Raw genomic sequence first — 22,619 nt, 5'->3', positions numbered from 1 at the left:
GGCCTCCGGTGAAGCCTTCAGGATGCGCTCAGCTGGAGAACAGCATGCCGATCCAGCTGCCCCGCCGGTGGTGGCCGTAGTGGCCGCCGTGGTGACCACCCCAGGCGGGCCCTCCGTACGCAGGCGGCGGGGGAGCGTAGTGCTGCTGGGCCCACTGGGCCTCCATCCGGGTCAGCGTCTCCAGCTCGCCGTAGTCCAGGAAGATCCCGCGGCAGTTGTCGCACTGCTCGATGTGGACGCCGTTGCGGTCCAGCGTCCGCATCCGGCCACGGCACTTGGGGCACTCCACGTGACGAACTCTCCTCGATCAGGTCTCGGCCTCCACGGCCGCGACGATCCTCTTGCAGGCGGACACCAGTGCCTCGGCGGCGTCGTCAGGAGGTTCCCCCGCCCGCGCCGCCGTCGCCACCGCCGTCGCCGCCAGTTGGACGGTCAACGCCCGGGCCGGCGCGTCGAGTTCCCGCCACGGGTCGTCCACGGAGACGGCGGTCCCGCCCGCCGCCAGATAGGCGGTCAGGAAGCGCTCCCAGTCGTACGGGCCGAGCAGGCCGGCGGCGTACCACGCGGCCGGGCGCGCCAGGTCCCACGCGGGGTCGCCGGGGCCCAGGTCGTCGGGGTCGATGAGCAGCCACGCGCCGTCGTGCCGGACGATCTGGCCGAGGTGCCAGTCGCCGTGCGTCAGCGCGCCGCCCTCCCGCGCCGGCGGCAGCGTCGCGTACGCCGCGCGGATGGGCGCCGCGACCGGGCCGGGCACGCCGGCCGCCTCCAGGTCGGCCATGGCCCTGGGCAGCCGCGACGGTCCCCCGGCGGGCGGCAGCCCCGGGGGCGCCGGCCGGGAGTGCAGCAGGGCGAGCAGCCGGCCGCCCTCCTCCCACGGGGTGCTCCCGGCGTCCACGTCGGCGATGGTGAGCGGCTCGCCCGCGGGCCAGATCGTGACGAGCCTGCCGTCCAGCCGTTCGAGGCCGAGCGGGGCCAGCATGACGCCCGGCAGGTTAGCGGCGGCGTCGAGGCGGGCGCGCAGGGCGCGTTCGTCGGTGCCGGGGGGATGCGCCTTGACGACCACGTCGCCGGCCCTGACCACGAGCACGCGGGTCTGCTTGAGCACCGACACCGGCCCGTCGCGGCGCGCCAGCCGCGCCAGTTCCTCGATCACGGGGGACACCCTAGGGTGTCGCCATGAAGGTTGGTTTCGGTGTGCCGGTGTCGGGCTCGTGGGCGACCCCGGAGAACATGAGGCGGATCGCGCGCCGCGCGGACGAGCTCGGCTACCACGGGGTGTGGACGTTCCAGCGCCTGCTCTATCCGGTCGGCAACCCGATGGGCCCGGTCTACCGGAGCGTGCACGACCCCGTCGTCACGCTCGCGTACCTGGCGGGCGTCACCGAGCGGGTGCGGCTCGGGGTGGCCGTGCTCAACCTGCCGTTCGTCTCTCCGGTGCTTATGGCCAAGCAGCTCGCCACCCTCCAGGAGGTGTCGGGCGGCAGGCTCGACGTGGGCCTGGGGCTCGGCTGGCTGCCCGAGGAGTTCGCCGCCTCCGGCGTGCCGATGGAACGGCGGGGCAGACGCGGCGAGGAGTACGTCGGCCTGCTGCGGCGGCTGTGGACCGAGGACGTCGTCGAGCACAAGGGCGAGTTCTACGAGGTCCCGCGCTCCCACCAGGACCCCAAGCCGGCCACGCCGCCCACGGTGATGCTCGGCGGCACGGCCCGGGTTGCGCTGGAGCGGGCCGGGCGGATCGCCGACGGCTGGATCAGCTCCAGCCGGGCCGATCTGGACACCATCGACCAGCAGATCGCCATCGTGAAGGAGGCGGCCCGGCAGGCGGGCCGCGACCCCGGCGCCCTGCGGTTCGTCGTCCGCGGCGTCACCCGCGTCCGCCCGGCCGAGGAGGGCCCGCTGACCGGGTCGTACGACAAGATCCGGCGGGACGTCGAGGCGCTCGCGGCCAAGGGCGTCACCGAGGTCTTCCACGACCTCAACTTCGACCCCGAGATCGGCAGCCCCGAGGCCGACCCCCGCGAGTCCATGCGACGCGCCGAAGAGGCACTCGAAGCTCTCGCCCCCCGCTGAGCTCCCCGGCCGCCAGGGACACGACGAGGACGAGCCCCACGGCGAGCGGCCCGGCGACGGCCAGGTGGGTGGTCAGCGCGTCCACGACGTCGGGGACGAACCGGCTGAGGGTCACCAGGGTCGCCGCCCACGCCGCCGCCGTGGGCACGCTGACGCGGGCGAAGTCCACGTACGGCACGCCCGCCCAGCCGGTGAGCCTCGGGACGAGGGTGCGGGCGGCGCCGAGCCACTGACCGCCCGCGACGGCCCAGGCGCCTCTCCTCGCCACCATCCGGCGGGCCCGCGCCCACGCGGCGGGCGCGAACCGGCCGGCCAGGGGGTGGAGGGAGGCGGCGCCCTCGCGCCTGCGCCCTTGGGCGTACGACAGCTGCGGGCCGGCGACGGCGGCGGTCACGGCCACGGCGAGCGTCCCGGCGAACGGCAGCACGCCGAGGCGGGTGAGGCAGCCGAGGGCGACCAGCACGCTCGTCCCCGGCAGCGCCACCCCGGCGAGCGTGCCGGCCTCGGCGACGATCAGGATCGCGGCGACCGCGAGCACGAGGGGAGCGGGAAGCCGGCCGAGCAGGTCAGCCATGGCGCACCGGTCTCCGGCACACGTACGCCAGGCCGGGCGGCATGTTGCGCCAGACCGGCCCGGTCGTGAGCACCTCGTCGAAGGCGGCGCGCAGGCGCCGCCGGAACCGCCGCGCCCGTGCCAGCGGCACCGCGGGCAGATAGGTCACGGTCGTGAACGCCCCCGTCGGGCGCAGCACCCGCCCGACCTCCCCGAGAATCGCCTCCTGCGCGTCCTCGGGGAAGAGCGTCCACGGCAGCGTGCTGATCACGGCGTCGACCCGGGAGACACCCCGTTCGCCCAGCAGTGCGCCGAGGCGGGCCGCGTCGCCCTGGAGCACGTCCAGCCAGGGCCGGGCGCGGCGCAGGTGCGCCACCATCCCCGGGTCGATCTCGACGGCGAGCTGGCGGGAGCCGGGCGCGAGCCGTTCCCTGATGGCCTCGCTGATCGCGCCGGTGCCCGGCCCGAGCTCCACGACCACGGCGGGACCGGTCGTCGGGACGACGGCGGTGAGGGCACGCGCGAGCGAGCGCGAGCTCGGGGCGACGGCGCCCACGACGCCCTGCCGGCGCAGCGCCACGCCCGCGAACGCCCTCAGGTCGGAGACCTGCTGGACTGCGCTGTTCATGCGGCCATCCGGCCGGTGTCGTTCATGCGGTCCATCCGGCCGGTGTCGTTCATGCGGTCCATACGGCCGGTGTTGTTCATGCGGCCCGTCAGGCCGGTGTCGTTCATGCGCCCATCAGACCGGCGCGTGACCCGGGCCCGCCAGCCGTCCAGGCCCCCCTGCGGTGGTAGGGCCGGCCATACCACCGCAGGGATGCCTGGCCGTCTTCGACGGAGCCTGGACGGCCTCTAGGGTGGGTCGGGTGCGCCCCAACGGCCCGTGGCAGGCCCTCGCACGCAAGGACCTGCTGGCGACCTCGCTGCCCTGGCGCGCCCTCGCCTACCTGGTGACGGGCGTGGTCGTGGGCATGGTCGTGCTGGCGTCGCTGGTCGTCTCGCTGACCGCAGGGGCGGTGCTCACCGTCCTCCTGGTGGGCGTGCCGCTGCTGGCGCTCCCGGTGGTCGCCGCCGTGCCGCTGGGCGCGCTCGAACGCAGGCGGCTGCGGATCCTGGACGCCGAGCCCGCGCCGAGCCCCCACCGCCCCGCGCGTCCGGGTCCGCGCGGATGGCTCGAGACGCGGCTGCGCGAGCAGGCGACGTGGCGGGCCCTCGCCTATGCGGGCCTGCTGGCCGTCGTGCTCGGCCCGGTCGAGCTGGTCGCCGTGACGTACGGCCTGCTCGTGCCGCTCGTGATGATCTGCGCCCCGATCAGCGTGGCGGAGGCGGGGCCCATCGTGCTGCTGAAGTTCTGGCCGCTCGACTCGCCCGTCGAGGCGTTCGCCGCCGCGCTCCTCGGGGTCGTGGTGCTCGTCCTGGCGGCGTACCCGATCACCGCCCTCGCGACTGCGCACGCTCTGCTGGCCCGGCTGCTGCTCACGCCGGGGAAGGGCGAGCCGGGCGAGCGGCTCGCCGAGCTGACCCGCTCCCGGAGCCGCCTGGTCGAGGCGTTCGAGGTCGAGCGGCGGCGCATCGAACGTGACCTGCACGACGGCGCGCAGCAGCGGCTGGTGGCGCTGACCATGACGCTCGGCCTGGCCAAGGTCTCCACGGGGGAGGAGGCGGCCGGGCTCGTGGCCAGGGCGCACGAGGAGGCGAAGCTCGCCCTCGCCGAGATCCGCGACCTGATCCGCGGCATCCACCCCCGCATCCTCGCCGATCGCGGGCTGCCCGCCGCGGTCGCGGAGCTGGCCGACCGGTCGCCCGTCCCGGTCGAGGTCGACGTGGACGTCCCCCGGCTGCCGGGGCCGGTGGAGTCGGTCGCCTATTTCGTCGTCAGTGAGGGCCTGGCCAACGTGGCCAAGCACAGCGGAGCCGAGCGGGCCTCGGTGCGGGGCCGGCTCGACGGCGGGCTGCTCACCGTCGAGATCCGGGACGACGGCGTGGGCGGCGCGGACGTGACCGCCGGCACCGGGCTCGCCGGGCTCGCCGACCGCGTCTCGGCGTTCGAGGGCAGGCTGATGCTGTCGAGCCCGCCGGGCGGCCCCACCCTGCTGCGCGCGGAGATCGAATGCCTGCCGGCCCTGCCCTGACCGTCGTCATCGCCGAGGACGGCGTGCTGCTTCGCGAGGGACTGGCCACGTTGCTGGCCAGGTTCGGCCACCGGGTGGCCGCCACCGCGGGCGACGCCGAGGGGCTGGTGACGGCGGTGGAGGAGCACGCCCCCGACATCGTCGTCACCGACGTGCGGATGCCGCCCGGGTTCTCCGACGAGGGACTGCGGGCCGCCGTGGCGTTGCGCGCCGCGCACCCCGGCCTCGCCGTCCTGGTGCTGAGCCAGTACGTCGAGCAGACCTATGCGGCCGAACTGCTCGACTCCGGGGACGGCACCGGCGTGGGTTACCTCCTCAAGGACCGGATCGGGGAGGTCGAGGAGTTCGTGGACGCGCTGACCACCGTCGCCGGAGGGGGGACGGTCGTGGACCCGGAGGTCGTGCGTCAGCTCCTGCGCCGCCGCCGCGACCCGCTGCGGCGGCTCACCCCGCGGGAGAGCGAGGTCCTCGCCCTGATGGCCGAGGGCAGGTCGAACGCCGCGATCGCCCGCGCGCTGGCGGTGTCGGAGGCCGTCGTCGGCAAGCACATCGGGAACATCCTCGCCAAGCTCGACCTGCCTCCCGACGAGGACGCCCATCGCCGTGTGCTCGCCGTCGTCACGTTCCTGCGCGGCTGAGGGGTGTCAGGCCCACCTGATGGGTAGGGCGGAGGATGGCAATAACGAGCTAGATGTCCGATTTTTTGATCGGCAGTGGATGAGGCTCCCATGGCGAGGCGACGACGGGATCGCGGCGGGGGCGGGGCCGGCCGCCCACAGGAAGTGACAGCGGAGACGGGATGCTCGCGGCGAGTGTTCATCGTGGGTTCCATGACGGGCGCGGCCGTGCCGTACCTCGCCGTCGAGACGGCCGCGGCGGCGGACGCGAGAGACCTCGGCCAGGCTCCCGCGGCGCCCGCCCCCGAGAACAACTTCGTCGTGCAGGCGACGCCGTCGTGGTATTTCATCCAGCGGGAGAACGGCTCCCAGGAGATGAAGTGGGGTCCGGTCGGGTACGCGGTCCTCCACGGCGAACACGTCGGATATGGGGAGCTGGTCCCCAACGACCGGATGTACATCCACAACAGGGCCCGCCCGCCCGAGATCGACCGCCGGACATGGCGGCTGAAACTCACCGGCGACGCGCTCACCCGCCCGCGGACGTTCACGTACGAGGAACTGCTGGCCATGCCGTCCGTGACGCTGAAACGGACGATCGACTGCGGTGCGAACTGCGCCGCGTTCTTCCCCAAGCTGCCGCCCGGCGGAGCCGACGATCGCTGGCTTCCGGTCGGCTACACCCAGTGGCACTTCGGTGCGGTGGGGGCCGCCGAGTGGACGGGAGTGCGGGCCAAGGACGTGCTGGCGGCGGCCGGCGCGGAAAACCCGGTGGACGTGCAGTTCATCGGCCTCGACGTCATCCGCAACCCGAGCCTCCCCGGCGGCACGGCCCGCTACTCCCAGGTCGCCCCCGCGGGCAAGGTCCTGGAGGACGACACCCTGCTGGTCTATCGCATGAACGGGCAGGACCTGCCCATCGATCACGGCTATCCGCTGCGCCTGCTCCTGTCGGGCTGGGCCGCGGTCAGTTACGTCAAGTGGCTCGGCGAGATCGAGGTGTCGAAGCACCGCATCCCGCCGTCGGGGCTGCAGACGCGGCACCTGCTGACCGGCCCCGCCTATCCCGAGCCGGTCCCCCTGACCGTCGGTCCCGTACGCAGCGCCATCGAGCACGACCGGGAGATCACGCTCGCTCCCGGTGACATCACGCTGCGCGGGCGGGCCTGGTCGGGGGCGGGCGCGATCGAGCGGGTCGACGTCTCCGTGGAGAGGCTGGCCGCCCCCGGGCGGTGGGTCACCGAGATGCCATGGCGGGCGGCCACGCTGCTGAGCACGCCCCAGCCCTACATGTGGGTGCGGTTCGAGGTGCCCTGGCCCGGGGTGAAACCAGGGCAATACCGCGTGATGTCGCGTGCCAGGGACAAGGCGGGCAACGTCCAGCCACGCCCGGAGGACGTGGTGTGGAACCAGCACGGACTCGGCTACAACGGGCACTACCCGCTTGAGCTGATCGTGGCCCCGCCCAGCGACATGCCCTGACGGCGCTTCAGATCATCCCGTACGCCTGGGCGATCAGCTCGTAGGAGCGCAGGCGCGCCGCGCCGCCGTGGACCTGCGTGGTGATCATCAGTTCGTCGGCCCCGGTGCGCTTGCGCAGCTCCTCCAGCCCGTCGCGCACGGTCTGCGGGCCGCCGTGCACCACGTTCGACAGCCGGTCGCGGACGAACTCCCGCTCCATCGGGGTGTACGGGTAGGCCTCCGCCTCCTCGACGGTGGGCGTACGGCCGGGCCTCCCCTGCCGCAGGCGCAGCCATGACAGCGCGCCCGGCATGACCTGGCGCAGCGCCTCCTCGTCGGTGTCGGCCGCGACCGCCGCCACCCCGATCAGCGCGTACGGGCGGTCGAGCACCTCGGAGGGCCGGAACGAGGAGCGGTAGAGATCGAGCGCGGGCTCGGTGTTGGCGGCGCTGAAATGGTGAGCGAAGGCGAACGGCAGCCCGAGCAGCCCGGCCAGCCTGGCGCTGAACCCGCTGGAGCCGAGCAGCCAGATCGGCGGCCGGTCGTCACCGCGCGGCACCGCCTGGATCTTCGCGTACGGATGCCCGGCCGGGAAGGCGGCGTCGAGGAAGCCGGTCAGCTCGGCCACCTGCTGGGGGAACTCGTCCGGGTCCACGTCGGCCGAGCGACGGAGAGCGTTCGCCGTGGCCATGTCCGTTCCGGGGGCGCGGCCGAGGCCGAGGTCGATGCGGCCGGGGTGCAGCGCGTGCAGCGTGCCGAACTGCTCGGCGATCACCAGCGGGGCGTGGTTGGGCAGCATCACGCCGCCGGAGCCGATCCGGATCGACCGGGTCGCCGCCGCGAGGTGGGCGATCAGCACGGCCGGAGACGAGCTGGCGACTCCGGGCATTCCGTGGTGTTCGGCGACCCAGATGCGGTGGTAGCCCCACTCCTCGGCCCGGCGGGCCAGCTCGGTGGCGTCGCGCAGCGCCTCGGCGGGCGATGAGCCCTCGCCCACGGTCGCGAGCTCCAGGATCGACAGCGGCACCTCGGCGGTCCCGCGCGGCACCCCACGGATGTTGTCATCGCTCATGCTCGGCCTAACCTGAGGTCGCATCACGATATTTCCGGACACGGAGAGAGGTGTGCTTCGTCACTCCGTCACCTGCCATGCTTGGACACATGAGCGAGCGAAAGCCCATCGAGTCGTGGCTGTCCGACATGGACGGGGTGCTGGTCCACGAGGGGCAGCCGGTGCCGGGTGCCGACGAGTTCATCAGGCGCCTCAAGGAGTCGGGGAAGCGGTTCCTCGTCCTGACGAACAACTCGATCTACACCCCCCGCGACCTGTCCGTGCGGTTGCGCGCGGCCGGGCTCGAGGTGCCGCCGGAGGCGATCTGGACCTCCGCGCTGGCCACCGCCAAGTTCCTCGCCGACCAGCGGCCCGAGGGCTCGGCGTACGTGATCGGGGAGGCGGGGCTGACCACGGCCCTGCACGAGGCCGGATATGTGCTGACCGATCTCGACCCCGACTACGTGGTGCTGGGCGAGACCCGCACCTACAGCTTCACGTCGATAACGCGGGCGATCCGGCTGATCGACAACGGAGCCCGTTTCATCGCGACCAACCCCGACCCCATCGGCCCCTCGACCGAGGGCTCGCTTCCCGCCTGCGGCGCGGTGGCCGCGATGATCACCAAGGCGACCGGGGTGGAGCCGTACTTCGTCGGCAAGCCCAACCCGATGATGATGCGCAGCGCGCTCAACCAGATCGACGCCCACAGCGAGACCACCGCGATGATCGGCGACCGGATGGACACCGACGTCGTCTGCGGCATCGAGGCCGGCCTGCACACGATCCTGGTGCTCACCGGCGTCACCCAGAAGGACCAGATCGACCGCTACCCGTTCCGGCCCACGCAGGTGGTCAACTCCGTGGCCGACCTCATCGAGCTGGTCTGAACCTGACGCGCCCTGTCAGGTACGGGTGCCAGGCTGATCGGCATGAACCATCGCGTCTACCTGGAAATCGGTCCCAAGAAGGTCTTCGCCTGCTCGGTCGACTGGCCGGGCTGGTGCCGCATCGGCAGGACCGAGGAGGCCGCGCTCGGCACGCTCGTGGACTACACGCCGCGCTTCCGGGTGATCGCCGAGCGGGCGGGGCTGAAGTTCGCGCCGGGCGACCCGGCGGTCGTCGGGCGGGTCAAGGGCGACAGCACCACGGACTTCGGCGCGATCTCCGCCATCCCCGACTTCGACCGGGAGCCGGTGGACGCGCCGGAGGCCGCGCGTGCGGCCGCCCTCGCCCGCGCGGCGTGGGCGGCGTTCGCCGAGGTGGCCGCGACGTCCCCGGAGGAGCTGCGCAAGGGCCCCAGGGGCGGCGGCAGAGACCGCGACAAGATGGTCTCCCACGTCGTGGAGGCCGAGCGCGCGTACGCCCGGAAGATCGGCGTACGGCACAAGCCGTTCAAGGACGAGGCCGGCCTGACCGCCATGCGCGAGGACATCGTGCGGGTGCTCGAACGGCCCGCCGAGGCGTTCCCTCCCGGCGGTGAGGGCTGGCCCGTCCGCTATGCCGCCCGCCGCATCATCTGGCACGTGGTCGACCACATCTGGGAGATGGAAGACCGCCGGATCTAGGGCCCGAGCCGGTCAGGTGGATCCGCGCGGCCTCCGGCAGTCGCTCGTCCGCGCCGGGAGAGGGACCGCTCAGATCGCGGCTCGTCCGCCGTCGACGCTCAGCGTCGCCCCGTGGATGTTCGACGCGTCGTCGCCGGCGAGGAACACGACCGCCCGGGCCACCTCGTCCGGTGTGCTCGCCCGCCGGGACGGCAGCCGGGAGATCATCGGTGTCAGGTACTCCTCCATCGCGGCGACCTTCTCGGTGAACGTCGGGCCCGGAGCCACGGTGTTGACCCGCACGCCGTGGGGGCCGTACTCGTCCGCCCACGACTTGGTCAGCGAGTGGATCGCCGCCTTCGTCATGCTGTAGAGGGCCGACCCGTCCGTGCCGAACAGGCCGCTGATCGAGCCCATGTTGACGATCGCGCCGCGGCCGCGGGCGGCCATGGCCGGGGCGACGAGGCCGGTGAGCAGGAAGACGGCCCTGACGTTGACCGCCAGCGCTCCGTCGAGGAGGTCCTCGGCCACCTCGGCGGTCGGGCTCGGCGTGATCAGCATGGCGGCGTTGTTGACCAGGATGTCGAGCGGTCCACCGGCCAGGTCGTGGGCTGCCGCGGCCAGGTCGCGTACGGCCTCGGCGTGTGCGAGGTCGGCGCGGACGAAGGCGGCCCGTCCGCCTGCCTCGGCGATGGCGGCGACCACCTTCTCTCCCCTGGCCGGGTCGCGGCCGTGGACCACGACCATGGCTCCCTCCGCGGCGAGCGCGCGGGCGATGGCGGCGCCGATGCCGTCGGTGGCGCCGGTGACGAGGGCGGTGCGGTTCCGCAGGTGTTCCATGATGGGAAATCTCCTTGTGAGACGTGGTGCGTGAGACGAGGTGCGGCGCTCATGCTGCCTGCGGCAAAATGGACCGGCAAGTCCAAAATAAGGGAGGGTGCGATGGGGGCGCTGACCGCGAAGGGGGCCGCCACGCGGCAGCGGATCGTCGAGGGCGCGGCCGAGACGATCCGCGAGCGCGGGGTGATGGACACCACCCTCGACGACGTGCGCGCCCGGACCCGCACCAGCAAGAGCCAGCTGTTCCACTACTTCCCGGGCGGCAAGGAGGAGCTGCTGCTGGCGGTGGCCCGCTTCGAGGCCGACCGGGTGCTCGCCGACCAGCAGCCCTACCTCGGCGAGCTCACCTCGTGGGCGGCCTGGCAGGCCTGGCGTGACCGCCTCGTGGAGCGCTACCGCGAGCAGGGGCCGCAGTGCCCGCTCAACGTGGTGATGTCGCAGGTGGGCCAGAGCACACCGGGCGCCCAGGCGGTGGTGACCGAGCTGATGCTCCGGTGGGAGGCGGAGATCGCCGCCGGCGTGCGGCACATGCAGGCCGCGGGCGAGATCGACCCGGGCATCGATCCCGGGCGGGCGGCGGCCGCGCTGCTCGCGGGGATCCAGGGCGGGGTGCTGCTCCACCTGTCCACCGGCCGGCTCGTTCACCTGGAGGCGGCGCTGGACATGGGCATCGCGCACCTGCGCGACAGCGCCGCGCGGCTCAGTCGCCCGTACGGCGCAGGCGCTTGAGGTCGGAGCGGTGCTTCTTGGCCGCCAGACGGCGCTCGACCGCGCCCTTGGACGGCTTGGTGGGACGGCGCCGCTTGGGCGGCGGCGCGATGGCGTCGCGGAGGAGGGCGGCGAGCCGCTCCCGCGCGGCCTCCCGGTTGCGCAGTTGGGAGCGGTACTCCGAGGCCGCGATCGTGATCACGCCGTCCACCGCGCGGGCGGAGAGCCGTTCGAGCGCGCGGGCCCTGAGCACCGGGCCGAGGGCGGTGGTGCGCGCGAGGTCGAAGCTCAGCTCGACCCGGCTGTCGGTGGTGTTGACGCCCTGGCCGCCCGGCCCGGACGAGCGGGAGAAACGCCAGGCGAGCTCCGCTTCGGGCACGACGATCGAGCCGCGCACGTGCAACGGGCCTGACATGGGTTCTCTCCCTCGACGAACGGACGGGACGCCCAACTTATCGGGGTGAATATCGCCACCACTCTCCATTTATCACCGTAAACGCGGCGTGTGGTTGTCGCGGCCGATCGCGTCGTGCACAGTGGCCCCCGGAATCCGGCGGGCCCCGGGCACCGGGGCGACAGGGATGGGCGGGAGCATGACCTCGATCGTGGGCGTCCACGGCATCGGCAAATACCACTACTTCGAGGAGGCCGGCGGGTCGGCGGGCGGCGCCGCCGAGGCCGTGCGGGCCAAGTGGAACACCTATCTGCACCAGGGACTCAACGGCCGGGCGGACGGCACGGGCGAATACTTCGCCGAGATCGCCTATTACGCCCACCACCTGCACGGCGGCCCGCCGAAGCCGCCGCGGCAGATGGCGACGCCCGCCAAGCTGGTCCTCGCCGACTGGGCGGTCCAGCTCGGCGGCCCGTTCCGCGAGGCGGCGGGGGAGTCGCTCACCGGTCTCGCCCACCGGCTGGCCGAGTGGCTGCTGACGAGGATGGGCCCGCAGGCGGTGCGGTTCGCCGAGGACTTCTGCCCGGAGGTGGCCGCCTACCTGGGCGGCGGCGACCCGCGCGTGCGGGCCCGCGAGGCGGTCGCCGAGGTCGTCCGCAGGCGCCGCCCCCGCGTGGTGGTCGCCCACTCGCTCGGCAGCGTCGTGACGTACGAGGCGCTGTGGGCCCATCCCGACCTCTCCGTCGAGCTGCTGGTGACGCTGGGCAGCCCGCTAGGCATGCGCGGCGTCGTCTTCGAGCGGCTCGCGCCGGTCCCGGTGCGCGGGCGCGGGGCGCGCCCGCCGGGGGTGCGCCGCTGGATCAACATCGCCGACAAGGACGACATCGCCGCCATCCCGGCCGTGCTGGCGTCGTGCTTCGACGGCGTCGAACGGGACGTCTCCTGCGACATCGACTGGCTCGACTTCCACACCGTGCGCAACTACCTGCGCTGTGGGAGCGCCAACGAGTTCCTCAAGCCCTATGTGACCTGATTCCGCACACGGGTTATGCTCGTACGACCATGAAGACTGTGCTTTTCGACTACGGCAACGTCGTGTCGCTTCCCCAGGACCCCGAAGACGTCGCGCGCATGGCGGGAGGTGATCCGGGGTTCGAAGACCGCTACTGGGCGGCGCGGCTCGACTTCGACCGGGGCACGCTCGACCCGGCCGCGTACTGGTCCCACGTGTACGGCAGGCCGATGGGCGGGGCCGAGCTGGACGCGGTCGTCGCCCTCGACACGGCGAGCTGGTCGCGGCCCAACGAGGAGACCGTGGCGATCATCGACGAGCTGGCCGGCGTCGGGGTGCCCATGGCGCTGCTGTCCAACATGCCGGTCTGCATCGCCGAGACGATCGACACGCTGCCGTTCATGCGGCCGATCGGCCCGAGGTTCTACAGCGGCCGGATGGGCCTGGTGAAGCCGGAGCCGGAGATCTTCCACGAGACCGTGGCCTGGCTCGGGGCGGCCCCCGGCGATCTCGTCTTCGTGGACGACCGGGAGCAGAACGTCGCGGCGGCCAAGAGGGTGGGGCTGGCCGCCGTCCACTTCCGCGACGCCGCCGCCCTGCGCGAGGAGCTCAAGACGCTGCTGACCTAGGGAGCGTCCGGCGGGGCGTCAGGTGAGGGGTGGCGCCTCGACCGGGCAGCCGGGAGCGGGTGGCTCGGGCGCGGACACGAGCACGTTCCGCCTGATCGTGACGAACGTGAGGGCCGCCGCGACGGCCATCATGGCCGCGGCGGCCAGCATCGAGGTGTGGAACCCCCGGGTGAACGCCGCAGGGGAGTCGTAGGCGGCCCCCGTCAGGCCCACCAGCGGCGGGACGGCGGCGACGGCCAGCAGGCCGCCCGTCCGGGCCAGGGCGTTGTTGATCCCGCTGGCCACGCCCGCGTACCGATCCTCCGCGGTGGCGAGCACGGTCGCGGTGAGCGGGGCGACGGCGGCGGACAGGCCGAGCCCGAACACGACCGCCGCCGGCAGCACGTCGGCGAGATAGGACGCGTCCGGGGCGATACGGCTCATCAGCAGCAGCCCGGCCGCGCACAGGAGGATGCCCGCCGTCATGGGGAGGCGCGGGCCTGCCCGCTTGGCCAGGTCGCCCGCCCGGGGCGACAGCAGCAGCATGAGGATCGTCACCGGGAGCATCGCCGACCCCGCGGCGATCGGGGAGAACCCGGCCGACACCTGGAGCTGGACGACCAGCAGGAAGAACACCAGGCCCATCGCGGCGTACATGACCAGCGTGACGACGTTGACCGCGGTGAACTCCCGCGAGGCGAAGACCCCCACCGGGACGAGCGACCGGGGAGAGCGCCGGATCTCCACGACCACGAAACAGATGGACAGGACGATCCCGGCGGCCAGCGGCACCAGCCCGTCGCCCGCCAGGATCAGCCCGTACGTCAGCCCGGCCAGCGCGGGTGCGGCGAGGACGGTGCCGAGCACGTCGAAGCGGCCGTTCGACCCGGGGTCGCGGGTCTCGGGCACGTGGCGGGTGGCGACGCCGGCCACGACGGCCGCGAGTGGCAGGTTGAGCAGGAACACCCAGCGCCAGCCCGCCGTCTCCACGAGCCAGCCGCCGAACAACGGCCCGAGCGCGGCGGCCACGCCGCCCAGCCCCGACCAGGCGCCGACGGCGCGCGGCCGGTCGTCCGGCACGTAGCTCGCCTGGATGATCGCCAGGGACCCGGGGATCAGCAGGGCCCCGCCGATGCCCTGGAGCGCGCGAGCGAGCACGAGCACCGGCGTGCTGGGCGCGGCCCCGCAGAGCGCGGAGGCCAGGGCGAACCAGACCACCCCGGTGACGAAGATCTTCCGCCTGCCCAGCCGGTCGCCCAGCGACCCGCCCAGCAGGATCAGCGCGGCCATCGTGAGCGTGTACGCGTTCACGGTCCACTGGAGGCCGGACATCCCGGCGTGCAGGTCGCGCCCGAGAGCGGGCAGGGCCACGTTGACCACGGTGCCGTCGAGTGTGGCCATGCCCGACCCGAGGACCGTGGTGACCAGCACCCACCGGCCTGGCGCCGAGCGGAGCCGGATATTTCCGGATGTCATGGACGCCATCATGCGTTACCCGGAGCAGTGGCCCGACCCTCACGGCAAGCCGGATTACACAATTACGATCGCTCACAGCGAACTGACGCAGAACAGGGAACAGGATCGGACTCCTGTTAGTTGAGCCGACATAACTCAACCTAGTGGAGTGCTGATGTCCCAGATCCTTCCCGTCCTTCCGCTCGACGACGAGGTCGTCCTGCCCGGCATGGTCGTGCCTCTCGATCTGTCGGACTCCGAGGTCCGCGCCGCCATCGACGCCGCCCGCGCCAGTGGCGAGAGCACGGTCCTGCTGGTGCCCCGCATAGACGGCCGCTACGGCCCGGTTGGGGTGAGCGCCGTCGTGGAACAGGTCGGCCGGCTGCCGGGCGGCGAGCCCGCGGCCGTGGTCCGCGGCGTCGACCGCATGCGGGTCGGCACCGGCACCACCGGCCCCGGCGCGGCGCTGTGGGTCGAGGCGACCGTGCTCGAACCGGTCCCGGCCGGGCCCAGGGCCGAGGAGCTCGCCAAGGAATACAAGACCCTGACCACCACGATCCTGCAGAAGCGGGGCGCGTGGCAGGTCGTCGACGCCGTCAACCAGATCAAGGAGCCCGCGGTCCTCGCGGACAGCTCCGGTTACGCCCCCTGGCTGACCACGCAGCAGAAGCTGCTGCTGCTGGAGCTCAACGACCCGGCCGAGCGCCTCGACAAGCTGGTCGGCTGGGCCCGCGACCACCTCGCGGAGATGGACGTCGCCGAGACCATCCGCAAGGACGTCCAGGAGGGCATGGAGAAGCAGCAGCGGGAGTTCCTGCTCCGCCAGCAGCTCGCGGCCGTCCGTAAGGAGCTCGCCGAGCTCAACGGCGACCCCTCCGACGAGGAGGAGGACTACCGCGCCCGCATCGAGGCCGCCGACCTGCCGGAGAAGGTCAGGGAGGCCGCGCTGAAGGAGGTCGGCAAGCTGGAGCGGACCTCCGACCAGTCGCCCGAGAGCGGCTGGATCCGCACCTGGCTCGACACCGTGCTCGACATGCCGTGGAACGTCCGCACGACCGACTCCTACGACATCGCCGGGGCCCGCGCGGTGCTCGACGCCGACCACACGGGCCTGACCGACGTGAAGGACCGCATCGTGGAATACCTCGCGGTGCGCAAGCGCAGGGCCGACCAGGGCCTCGGCGTGGTCGGCGGCCGGCGCAGCGGCGCGGTCCTCGCGCTGGCCGGCCCTCCCGGCGTCGGCAAGACCTCGCTCGGTGAGTCGGTCGCCCGCGCCATGGGCCGCAAGTTCGTCCGCGTCGCGCTCGGCGGCGTCCGCGACGAGGCGGAGATCCGCGGCCACCGGCGCACGTACGTGGGGGCGCTGCCCGGCCGTATCGTCCGGGCGATCCGCGAGGCGGGCTCGATGAACCCGGTCGTGCTGCTCGACGAGATCGACAAGGTCGGCGCCGACTACCGGGGCGACCCGACGGCGGCGCTGCTGGAGGTGCTCGACCCGGCGCAGAACCACACGTTCCGCGACCACTACCTGGAGGTCGAGCTCGACCTGAGCGACGTGCTGTTCCTCGCCACCGCGAACGTGCTGGAGCAGGTGCCGGGGCCGCTGCTCGACCGCATGGAGATCGTCACGCTCGACGGCTACACCGAGGACGAGAAGGTCGCCATCGCCCGCGACCACCTGCTCCCGCGCAACCTGGAGAAGGCGGGCCTCACCGCCGACGACGTGACGGTGGAGGACGCGGCGCTGCGCCGCCTGGCGGGCGAGTACACCCGCGAGGCCGGCGTCCGCTCCCTCGAACGCTCGATCGCCCGGATCCTGCGCAAGGTGACGGCGCAGCTCGCCCTCGGCGAGGCCGAGCTCCCGCTGACGGTCACGGCCGACGATCTGGTCTCCTACCTGGGCCGGCCGCGCCACGTGCCCGAGTCGTCCCTGCCGGAGGCCCGGCAGCGTACGGCGGTGCCGGGCGTGGCGACCGGTCTCGCGGTGACCGGGGCGGGCGGTGACGTCCTCCACGTCGAGGCGTCGCTGGCCGATCCGGAGACCGGGGCGACCGGGGTGACGCTGACCGGTCAGCTCGGCGACGTGATGAAGGAGTCGGCGCAGATCGCGCTGTCCTTCCTGCGGTCGCGGGGCGCCGAGCTGGAGCTGCCGGTCGGGTCGCTCAAGGACAGGTCGGTGCACATCCACGTGCCCGCGGGCGCGGTGCCCAAGGACGGCCCGTCGGCGGGTGTCACGATGACCACCGCCCTGGCCTCGCTGCTGTCGGGCCGGCCGGTCCGCGCCGACGTGGCGATGACCGGCGAGGTGTCGCTCACCGGGCGGGTGCTGCCGATCGGCGGGGTCAAGCAGAAGCTGCTGGCCGCCCACCGGGCCGGGATCACCACCGTGCTCATCCCGGCGCGCAACGAGCCCGACCTCGACGACGTGCCGGCCGAGGTGCTCGCCGACCTCACCGTCCACGCGGTGAGCGACGTGCGCGAGGTGCTCGACCTGGCCCTCACCCCGGCGACGGTCGCCCGGCAGGCGGTCGCCTGACCGGTTCCGCACGGCCCGCGTCTCCGTCCCGGAGGCGCGGGCCTTCTGCTGTGACTAAGCACACATTCCCGGTATGGAATAAGGATTGGCCTCACAACCGTTTCAGCCGCCTGTGAGCGTATCGAACCCGATGAACCCGCCTGAGCAGGGGTGTTGTCCCGCGGCCTGAGTCTCCCGCCGCCCGCACCCCTCCTCCACGAAGGCATTCCCCCTGATGACGCTCTCCCCGCTGCCCGATCCGATCCTGCGCCGGATCACGCCCCAGAAGGACAGCAAGTGATCACCGTTTCCGGCCTGCGCAAGGCCTACGGCGACGTCGTCGCGCTCGACGGCGTGGACCTCCACGTCGGCAAGGGCGAGGTCTTCGGCGTGCTCGGGCGCAGCGGCGCCGGCAAGAGCACCCTGCTGCGCTGCGTCAACCTGCTCGAACGTCCCGACGAGGGCGTGGTCACGGTGGACGGACGCGAGCTGACCGCCCTCGGCGCGGCCGACCTGCGCCGGGCCCGCCAGCGCATCGGCATGATCCACCAGCACTTCGCGCTGCTGTCGTCACGCACGGTGGCGGGCAACGTGGCCTTCCCGCTGGAGGTCATGGGCGTCGGCCGGGCCGCCCGGGCCCGGCGCGTCGCGGAGATGCTCGACCTCGTGGGCCTGGCCGACCGCGCCGGGGCCTACCCGGCGCAGTTGTCCGGCGGCCAGAAGCAGCGGGTCGGCATCGCGCGGGCGCTCGCCGCCGAGCCGTCGGTGCTGCTGTCGGACGAGGCCACCTCGGCGCTCGACCCCGCCACGACCCAGTCGATCCTCGCCCTGCTCCGGCGGCTCAACCGCGAGCTGGGGCTGACCATCCTGCTCATCACCCACGAGATGGACGTCATCAAGGCCGTCTGCGACTCGGTGGCGATCATGAGCGACGGGCGGATCTCCGAGGCGGGCCCCATCCCCGAGCTGCTCGCCACCCCCGGGTCGCGCCTGGCGGCCGAGCTGTTCCCGCTGCCGCCCGCCGAGCCCGGCGCCGTGACGGTCGCCCTGGCGGCGGACCCGGCCCTGCTGTCGCGACTCGCCCGTACGCACGACGTGGACGTCGCCGTCGTCGCGGGCGCGGTCGAACAGGTCGCCGGGGTCCCGGCGGGCCGGCTGCGGCTGCGGATCACCGGAGCCGGCGCGGCCGCCGCCCTCGCGGAGCTGCGTGAGCGCGGGCTGCTGGTGGAGGAGGACGCATGACCTGGTCGGAGATGAGCCCCCTGCTGTGGGAGGCCACCGGGCAGACCGCCGTGATGGTGGGCTGGTCCACCTTGTTCACCGTACTGTTCGGGCTGCCGCTCGGCGTCTGCCTCGCCGGGACGGACCGGGGCGGGCTGTTCCCCGCGCCCGCCGTACGGCGCGTGCTCGGGCTGGTCGTCAACGTCGGGCGGTCGCTGCCCTTCATCGTCCTCATGATCGCGGTCATCCCGGTCACCCGCCTGCTCACCGGTACCACGATCGGGACCGCCGCCGCGGTGGTCCCGCTGACGATCGGCGCGGTGCCGTTCTTCGCCCGGCTGGTCGAGACGGCGCTGCGCGAGGTGGGCCGCGACGTCGTGCAGGCGGCCGAGGCGATGGGGGCGGGCCGCGTGACGATCGTGGCGCGCGTCCTGCTGCCCGAGGCGCTGCCCGGCCTGGTCGCCGGGCTGACCGTCACCGTCGTGACGCTGATCTCCTATTCGGCCATGGCCGGGGTGATCGGCGGCGGCGGCCTCGGCGACCTCGCCGTCCGCTACGGATATCAGCGCTTCGAGACCACGCTCATGGTCGTCACCGTGGTCGTCCTGGTCGTCGTGGTGCAGCTCGCACAGACCGTGGGCGACGCGGTCGCCCGCCGTCTTTCCCACCGTTGATCCCTCTGAAGGAGTCTTCTCATGCGTAGAACGCTCGGCCTCGTCATCGCCGCCGTGGTCGCGCTCGTGCTGTCCGCCTGCGGGTCCTCGTCCTCTTCCACGTCCTCGCCCTCGTCCTCGGACGGCGCGGCCGCGGCGGCGGACGCCCCGCTCAAGGTCGGGGTGAGCCCGGTGCCGCACGCGCAGATCCTGAAGTACGTGGCCGACAACCTGGCCGCCGCGAAGGGCCTGGAGCTGGAGATCGTGGAGTTCAGCGACTACGTGCAGCCCAACCTGCAGCTCCAGGACGGCCAGCTTGACGCCAACTACTTCCAGCACAAGCCCTACCTGGACGACTTCAACGCCTCCAAGGGCACGAAGCTGAGCTTCGTCGCCCCGGTGCACCTGGAGCCGCTCGGCCTGTACTCCAGGAAGGTCAAGGACCTCGCCTCGCTGCCGCAGGGCGGCACGGTCGCCGTGCCCAACGACGCCACCAACCTCGGCCGGGCGCTCAAGCTGCTCGCCGACAACGGCGTGGTCACGCTGAAGGACGGCGTGGGCACCGCCGCGACCGAGCGCGACGTGACCGGCAACCCGAAGAACCTGACCTTCCGCCCGCTGGAGGCCGCCCAGCTCCCGCGCTCGCTCGACGACGTGGACGCCGCCGTGATCAACGGCAACTACGCGCTGGAGGCGAACCTCAACCCGTCGTCCGACGCCCTGGTGCTGGAGAAGGCCGAGGGCAACCCGTACGCGAACGGCCTGGTGGTCGCACAGGGGCACGAGAACGACCCGCGGGTGAAGACGCTGGCCGGGCTGCTGACCGGCCCCGAGGTGAAGAAGTACATCGAGGACACGTTCAAGGGCTCGGTCATCCCCGCGTCCTGACGCGCACATGCATGGACGAATCATCAAGTCGTTTGACTGGATGATTCGTCCATGCTGTTCTGGTCAGATGTTGTACGCCACACCGGCACTGGAGGCCGCGGACGAGAAGGTGCTCGCCGAGATCGAGGAGATGCGGCGGGACCTGAGATACCGGCTGGCCGAGCCGCACCGCTGGGACGGCCTGCTGCGGCGGCAGTTGCAGGCGCGGGCGATCCAGGGGTCCAACTCCATCGAGGGCTACCACGCCAGCATCGAGGACATCGAGTCGATCATGTCCGGTGAGGACCCCCTGGAGGCGTCGGCGGCCGTGGCGCGCGAGATCTCCGGTTATCGGCAGGCGCTCACCTACATCGGCGCCCTCGCGCGGGCCTCGGCCTTCCGCTACGACGCCGGCCTGCTGCACGCGCTCAACTTCATGATGATCGGCCACCACGCGGACGCGGCGCCGGGCACCGTGCGGCCCGGCGGGATCTACGTCCGCGACTCCGCCACGGGCGAGGTGGTCTACGAGGGGCCGGACCACGAGCAGGTCCCCGGCCTGCTGGCGGAGCTGGTCGACTGGCTCAACGAGGGCGACCTCGGCGCGCCCAGCTACGTCCGCGCCGCCATGGCCCACCTCAACCTCGTCAAGATCCACCCGTGGCGGGACGGCAACGGTCGCATGGGGCGTGCGCTGCAGACGCTCGTGCTCGGCCGCGACCAGATCACCACGCCGGAGTTCGCCTCGATCGAGGAGTGGCTGGGCGAGGGCCGCACCGCCTACGACTACTACGACGTGCTCGGCGAGGTGGGACGCCGCCGGTGGAGCCCGCACGGGGACACCCTCTCGTGGGTGCGGTTCGTGCTGCGCTGCCACCACATGCAGGCGCAGCGGGTGGGGCGCCGGCTCACCGAGGCGGGCGAGGTCTGGATGCTGCTGGAGGATCGGACCGCGGCGCAGGGCCTCCACCCGCGCACGGTCTCCGCGCTCTACCAGGTGTTCGTCTCCCGGCGGCTGCGCCGGGGCATGTACCAGGCCGACGAGGGACTGAGCCAGGGGCAGGCCGCCCGCGACCTGCGCGAGCTCGCGGCCACCGGGTGGCTCCAGCCGTACGGCGAGACGAAGGGCCGCTTCTACGCGCCGGGGCCGAAGATGACGGAGATCAAGGCGGCGTTCGCCGAGCGGGCCGCGCCGCTGCGCGACCCCTACCGGGCGCTGGAGGGCTGATCACATCCGCATCGGGATGTGACTCCTACCACATCGACGGCAAACCGAGTAACGTTCGGTTATGCACCCTGGGGCGATCGCGGCGGTGACGCCGGACAAGCCTGCGGTGATCATGGCGGGCTCCGGCCGCGTGGTCACCTTCCGCGAGCTGGACGAGGAATCCAACCGCCTGGCCCACCTGCTGCGGGCCTCGGGGCTGAAGCCCGGCGACCACATCGCCTTCATGCTGGAGAACCATCCGCTCTTCCTGGTGATCGCGTGGGCCGCGCACCGCTCGGGCCTCTACTACACCGCGATCAGCTCCCGCCTCCAGGCCGACGAGCTGTCGTACATCGTGGACAACTGCGGCGCGCGGGTCTTCATCTCCTCGGCGAGGCTCGCGGGCGTCGCGAGCGCCGTCACCGAGGCGACGCCCGGGGTCGAGCTGCGGCTCATGGTCGACGGCGTCGCTCCCGGCTTCACGCCGTACGAGGAGGCGGTGGCGGGGCAGCCCGTCACACCGGTCGAGGACGAGTGCCAGGGCGCCGACATGCTCTACTCGTCGGGCACCACGGGACGTCCCAAGGGCGTTAAGCCACCGCTCAGCCGGGCGCCGCTGGAGGCCCCCGGGGCGTTGGTCCAGCTCATCCAGGGCCTGTTCGCGCCCTCGGCCGACAGCGTGTACCTGTCGCCCGCGCCGCTCTATCACGCCGCACCGCTGCGCTACAGCATGTCGTTCCAGCGTCTCGGCGCGACCGTCGTGGTGATGGAGAGGTTCGATCCCGAGGAGGCGCTGGCGCTCGTCGAGCGCTACGGGGTCACCCACGCGCAGTGGGTGCCGACGATGTTCGTCAAGATGCTCAAGCTGCCCGAGGAGGTGCGCGGGCGCTACGACCTGTCGTCGCTGCGCTGCGCCGTCCACGCCGCCGCGCCCTGCCCGATCGAGGTCAAGGAGCGGATGATGGCGTGGTGGGGGCCGATCATCCACGAGTACTACGCGGGCACGGAGGGCAACTGCTTCCTGTACGCGAGTCCAGAGGACTGGATGGCCCACAAGGGCACCGTGGGCCGGCCGTTGCTCGGGGTCGCCCACGTCTGCGACGAGGAGGGCGACGAGCTGCCGCCCGGTGAGCACGGCACGGTCTACTTCTCCGACGGTCCCAGGTTCGAGTATCACGGCGATCCCGCGAAGACCGCGTCGGTGCAGGACCCCAAGGGCCGCGGCTGGACCACGCTCGGGGACATCGGCTACCTGGACGAGGACGGCTTCCTCTACCTCACCGACCGGCGCTCGTACATGATCATCTCGGGCGGGGTGAACATCTACCCGCAGGAGGCCGAGAACGTGCTGGCGATGCATCCCGAGGTGGCCGACGTGGCCGTCTTCGGGGTGCCGGACCCCGAGATGGGCGAACAGGTCAAGGCCGTCGTGCAGCCGGCGGACCCGGCCGCCGCCGGTCCCGCCCTGGAGGCCGAGCTGATCGCCTACTGCCGGGAACGGCTGGCCCACTACAAGTGCCCGAAGTCGGTCGACTTCCGCGACGAGCTGCCCCGCCACCCCACCGGCAAGCTGTACAAGCGCCTGCTCAGGGACGAGTACTGGCCTCGGACGAGCTGACATAAAGTACGCGTAGGGCGCTCGGGGAACCCCGCAAGTGATCGCTTAACGAGACCTTATCGCCGATGCGTCATCGTATTACGTGTA

General features: G+C 72.5%; 23 protein-coding genes. 15 read left to right on the top strand and 8 right to left on the bottom strand.

Annotated features, from left to right (window positions below):
* Window positions 1–28: 28 nt before the first annotated feature.
* Together OHB01_RS33315 and OHB01_RS33310 are read right to left on the bottom strand one after the other, a co-directional pair.
* On the bottom strand, window positions 29–289 hold the full coding sequence (locus OHB01_RS33315) for a zf-TFIIB domain-containing protein (RefSeq protein ID WP_142648269.1): 261 nt from the start codon (window positions 287–289) through the stop codon (window positions 29–31).
* Between the two features lie 18 nt (window positions 290–307).
* Window positions 308–1,153 (bottom strand): phosphotransferase, encoded by an 846-nt coding sequence (locus tag OHB01_RS33310; protein WP_328854490.1) that lies wholly within the window; start codon window positions 1,151–1,153, stop codon window positions 308–310.
* Window positions 1,154–1,176: 23 nt separating this feature from the next.
* On the opposite strand from OHB01_RS33310, the gene OHB01_RS33305 reads away from it, so the two are divergent.
* Window positions 1,177–2,070, top strand: a complete 894-nt coding sequence (locus OHB01_RS33305; protein ID WP_142648271.1) for a TIGR03619 family F420-dependent LLM class oxidoreductase — start codon at window positions 1,177–1,179, stop codon at window positions 2,068–2,070.
* Here OHB01_RS33305 and OHB01_RS33300 read toward each other — a convergent pair.
* The gene (locus tag OHB01_RS33300; protein WP_328854489.1) at window positions 1,976–2,644 is read right to left on the bottom strand and encodes a hypothetical protein; all 669 of its coding nucleotides are present in this window, start codon (window positions 2,642–2,644) and stop codon (window positions 1,976–1,978) included. The genes OHB01_RS33305 and OHB01_RS33300 overlap by 95 nt on opposite strands.
* Window positions 2,637–3,251, bottom strand: a complete 615-nt coding sequence (locus OHB01_RS33295) for a class I SAM-dependent methyltransferase (RefSeq protein ID WP_147942791.1) — start codon at window positions 3,249–3,251, stop codon at window positions 2,637–2,639. Before OHB01_RS33295 ends, OHB01_RS33300 begins: the two co-directional genes overlap by 8 nt.
* Before the next feature lie 241 nt (window positions 3,252–3,492).
* Here OHB01_RS33295 and OHB01_RS33290 point away from each other — a divergent pair, with 241 nt between their 5' ends.
* From OHB01_RS33290 to OHB01_RS33280, 3 genes are all read left to right on the top strand, one after another.
* Entirely contained in the window at window positions 3,493–4,758 is a 1,266-nt protein-coding gene (locus OHB01_RS33290) for a sensor histidine kinase (protein WP_328854488.1), read from the top strand.
* A complete protein-coding gene (locus tag OHB01_RS33285; protein ID WP_142648274.1) occupies window positions 4,737–5,396 on the top strand; it encodes a response regulator transcription factor in 660 nt (219 codons plus the stop codon). Before OHB01_RS33290 ends, OHB01_RS33285 begins: the two co-directional genes overlap by 22 nt.
* Window positions 5,397–5,588: 192 nt before the next feature.
* Window positions 5,589–6,857, top strand: a complete 1,269-nt coding sequence (locus OHB01_RS33280; RefSeq protein WP_168065992.1) for a molybdopterin-dependent oxidoreductase — start codon at window positions 5,589–5,591, stop codon at window positions 6,855–6,857.
* 7 nt (window positions 6,858–6,864) lie between these two features.
* On the opposite strand, the gene OHB01_RS33275 is transcribed toward OHB01_RS33280, so the two are convergent.
* The gene (locus tag OHB01_RS33275; RefSeq protein ID WP_142648276.1) at window positions 6,865–7,908 is read right to left on the bottom strand and encodes an LLM class flavin-dependent oxidoreductase; all 1,044 of its coding nucleotides are present in this window, start codon (window positions 7,906–7,908) and stop codon (window positions 6,865–6,867) included.
* A gap of 89 nt (window positions 7,909–7,997) precedes the next feature.
* Between OHB01_RS33275 and OHB01_RS33270 the strand changes: the two genes are divergently transcribed.
* Together OHB01_RS33270 and OHB01_RS33265 are read left to right on the top strand one after the other, a co-directional pair.
* Window positions 7,998–8,777 (top strand): HAD-IIA family hydrolase, encoded by a 780-nt coding sequence (locus OHB01_RS33270; protein WP_142648277.1) that lies wholly within the window; start codon window positions 7,998–8,000, stop codon window positions 8,775–8,777.
* A gap of 42 nt (window positions 8,778–8,819) precedes the next feature.
* Window positions 8,820–9,455, top strand: a complete 636-nt coding sequence (locus OHB01_RS33265; protein ID WP_261985702.1) for a hypothetical protein — start codon at window positions 8,820–8,822, stop codon at window positions 9,453–9,455.
* A 69-nt stretch (window positions 9,456–9,524) separates the two neighbouring features.
* Here the strand turns inward: OHB01_RS33265 and OHB01_RS33260 are convergent, their stop codons facing one another.
* Window positions 9,525–10,274, bottom strand: coding sequence for an SDR family NAD(P)-dependent oxidoreductase (locus tag OHB01_RS33260; RefSeq protein WP_142648279.1), 750 nt, complete (start codon window positions 10,272–10,274; stop codon window positions 9,525–9,527).
* 102 nt (window positions 10,275–10,376) lie between these two features.
* On the opposite strand from OHB01_RS33260, the gene OHB01_RS33255 reads away from it, so the two are divergent.
* Window positions 10,377–11,003 carry a TetR/AcrR family transcriptional regulator gene (locus tag OHB01_RS33255; protein WP_142648280.1) on the top strand — a complete coding sequence of 209 codons (627 nt, stop codon included), beginning with the start codon at window positions 10,377–10,379 and terminating at the stop codon, window positions 11,001–11,003.
* Here OHB01_RS33255 and arfB read toward each other — a convergent pair.
* Window positions 10,975–11,397, bottom strand: coding sequence for an alternative ribosome rescue aminoacyl-tRNA hydrolase ArfB (gene arfB, locus OHB01_RS33250; protein ID WP_142648281.1), 423 nt, complete (start codon window positions 11,395–11,397; stop codon window positions 10,975–10,977). The genes OHB01_RS33255 and arfB overlap by 29 nt on opposite strands.
* 178 nt (window positions 11,398–11,575) lie before the next feature.
* On the opposite strand from arfB, the gene OHB01_RS33245 reads away from it, so the two are divergent.
* Both OHB01_RS33245 and OHB01_RS33240 read left to right on the top strand, forming a co-directional pair.
* On the top strand, window positions 11,576–12,409 hold the full coding sequence (locus tag OHB01_RS33245; RefSeq protein WP_142648282.1) for a hypothetical protein: 834 nt from the start codon (window positions 11,576–11,578) through the stop codon (window positions 12,407–12,409).
* 29 nt (window positions 12,410–12,438) lie between these two features.
* Window positions 12,439–13,017, top strand: coding sequence for an HAD family hydrolase (locus OHB01_RS33240; protein ID WP_142648283.1), 579 nt, complete (start codon window positions 12,439–12,441; stop codon window positions 13,015–13,017).
* 18 nt (window positions 13,018–13,035) lie between these two features.
* Here the strand turns inward: OHB01_RS33240 and OHB01_RS33235 are convergent, their stop codons facing one another.
* Entirely contained in the window at window positions 13,036–14,472 is a 1,437-nt protein-coding gene (locus tag OHB01_RS33235) for an MFS transporter (protein WP_240971506.1), read from the bottom strand.
* Between the two features lie 154 nt (window positions 14,473–14,626).
* On the opposite strand from OHB01_RS33235, the gene lon reads away from it, so the two are divergent.
* The 6 genes from lon to OHB01_RS33205 all read left to right on the top strand — a co-directional run bounded on the left by lon (window position 14,627) and on the right by OHB01_RS33205 (window position 22,532).
* Complete coding sequence (gene lon, locus OHB01_RS33230; protein ID WP_142648285.1) at window positions 14,627–16,987, top strand: endopeptidase La; 2,361 nt, start codon at window positions 14,627–14,629, stop codon at window positions 16,985–16,987.
* A gap of 276 nt (window positions 16,988–17,263) precedes the next feature.
* Window positions 17,264–18,208 carry a methionine ABC transporter ATP-binding protein gene (locus OHB01_RS33225; protein ID WP_328854487.1) on the top strand — a complete coding sequence of 315 codons (945 nt, stop codon included), beginning with the start codon at window positions 17,264–17,266 and terminating at the stop codon, window positions 18,206–18,208.
* Window positions 18,205–18,861 carry a methionine ABC transporter permease gene (locus tag OHB01_RS33220; RefSeq protein WP_142648287.1) on the top strand — a complete coding sequence of 219 codons (657 nt, stop codon included), beginning with the start codon at window positions 18,205–18,207 and terminating at the stop codon, window positions 18,859–18,861. The genes OHB01_RS33225 and OHB01_RS33220 overlap by 4 nt, the downstream gene beginning before the upstream one ends.
* 21 nt (window positions 18,862–18,882) lie before the next feature.
* On the top strand, window positions 18,883–19,728 hold the full coding sequence (locus tag OHB01_RS33215; protein ID WP_328854486.1) for a MetQ/NlpA family ABC transporter substrate-binding protein: 846 nt from the start codon (window positions 18,883–18,885) through the stop codon (window positions 19,726–19,728).
* Window positions 19,729–19,795: 67 nt separating this feature from the next.
* Window positions 19,796–20,935, top strand: a complete 1,140-nt coding sequence (locus OHB01_RS33210) for a Fic family protein (protein WP_147942779.1) — start codon at window positions 19,796–19,798, stop codon at window positions 20,933–20,935.
* Window positions 20,936–20,996: 61 nt separating this feature from the next.
* Window positions 20,997–22,532, top strand: coding sequence for an acyl-CoA synthetase (locus OHB01_RS33205; RefSeq protein WP_328854485.1), 1,536 nt, complete (start codon window positions 20,997–20,999; stop codon window positions 22,530–22,532).
* Window positions 22,533–22,619: the final 87 nt, after the last annotated feature.

It is taken from the genome of Microbispora hainanensis (assembly GCF_036186745.1).
Lineage (GTDB): Bacteria > Actinomycetota > Actinomycetes > Streptosporangiales > Streptosporangiaceae > Microbispora.
The sequence above is the reverse complement of the archived record's forward strand: the minus strand, read 5'-3'. Positions and strand labels throughout refer to the sequence as shown.

What these genes read in the sequence shown, in the direction of transcription:
- OHB01_RS33305 (WP_142648271.1), top strand. Translation starts at nt 1,177, where the DNA reads ATGAAGGTTGGTTTCGGTGTGCCGGTGTCGGGCTCGTGGGCGACCCCG.
- OHB01_RS33300 (WP_328854489.1), bottom strand. Translation starts at nt 2,644, where the DNA reads ATGGCTGACCTGCTCGGCCGGCTTCCCGCTCCCCTCGTGCTCGCGGTC.
- OHB01_RS33295 (WP_147942791.1), bottom strand. Translation starts at nt 3,251, where the DNA reads ATGAACAGCGCAGTCCAGCAGGTCTCCGACCTGAGGGCGTTCGCGGGC.
- OHB01_RS33285 (WP_142648274.1), top strand. Translation starts at nt 4,737, where the DNA reads ATGCCTGCCGGCCCTGCCCTGACCGTCGTCATCGCCGAGGACGGCGTG.
- OHB01_RS33280 (WP_168065992.1), top strand. Translation starts at nt 5,589, where the DNA reads ATGACGGGCGCGGCCGTGCCGTACCTCGCCGTCGAGACGGCCGCGGCG.
- OHB01_RS33275 (WP_142648276.1), bottom strand. Translation starts at nt 7,908, where the DNA reads ATGAGCGATGACAACATCCGTGGGGTGCCGCGCGGGACCGCCGAGGTG.
- OHB01_RS33270 (WP_142648277.1), top strand. Translation starts at nt 7,998, where the DNA reads ATGAGCGAGCGAAAGCCCATCGAGTCGTGGCTGTCCGACATGGACGGG.
- OHB01_RS33265 (WP_261985702.1), top strand. Translation starts at nt 8,820, where the DNA reads ATGAACCATCGCGTCTACCTGGAAATCGGTCCCAAGAAGGTCTTCGCC.
- OHB01_RS33260 (WP_142648279.1), bottom strand. Translation starts at nt 10,274, where the DNA reads ATGGAACACCTGCGGAACCGCACCGCCCTCGTCACCGGCGCCACCGAC.
- OHB01_RS33255 (WP_142648280.1), top strand. Translation starts at nt 10,377, where the DNA reads ATGGGGGCGCTGACCGCGAAGGGGGCCGCCACGCGGCAGCGGATCGTC.
- arfB (WP_142648281.1), bottom strand. Translation starts at nt 11,397, where the DNA reads ATGTCAGGCCCGTTGCACGTGCGCGGCTCGATCGTCGTGCCCGAAGCG.
- OHB01_RS33245 (WP_142648282.1), top strand. Translation starts at nt 11,576, where the DNA reads ATGACCTCGATCGTGGGCGTCCACGGCATCGGCAAATACCACTACTTC.
- OHB01_RS33240 (WP_142648283.1), top strand. Translation starts at nt 12,439, where the DNA reads ATGAAGACTGTGCTTTTCGACTACGGCAACGTCGTGTCGCTTCCCCAG.
- OHB01_RS33235 (WP_240971506.1), bottom strand. Translation starts at nt 14,472, where the DNA reads ATGACATCCGGAAATATCCGGCTCCGCTCGGCGCCAGGCCGGTGGGTG.
- lon (WP_142648285.1), top strand. Translation starts at nt 14,627, where the DNA reads ATGTCCCAGATCCTTCCCGTCCTTCCGCTCGACGACGAGGTCGTCCTG.
- OHB01_RS33220 (WP_142648287.1), top strand. Translation starts at nt 18,205, where the DNA reads ATGACCTGGTCGGAGATGAGCCCCCTGCTGTGGGAGGCCACCGGGCAG.
- OHB01_RS33215 (WP_328854486.1), top strand. Translation starts at nt 18,883, where the DNA reads ATGCGTAGAACGCTCGGCCTCGTCATCGCCGCCGTGGTCGCGCTCGTG.
- OHB01_RS33210 (WP_147942779.1), top strand. Translation starts at nt 19,796, where the DNA reads ATGTTGTACGCCACACCGGCACTGGAGGCCGCGGACGAGAAGGTGCTC.
- OHB01_RS33205 (WP_328854485.1), top strand. Translation starts at nt 20,997, where the DNA reads ATGCACCCTGGGGCGATCGCGGCGGTGACGCCGGACAAGCCTGCGGTG.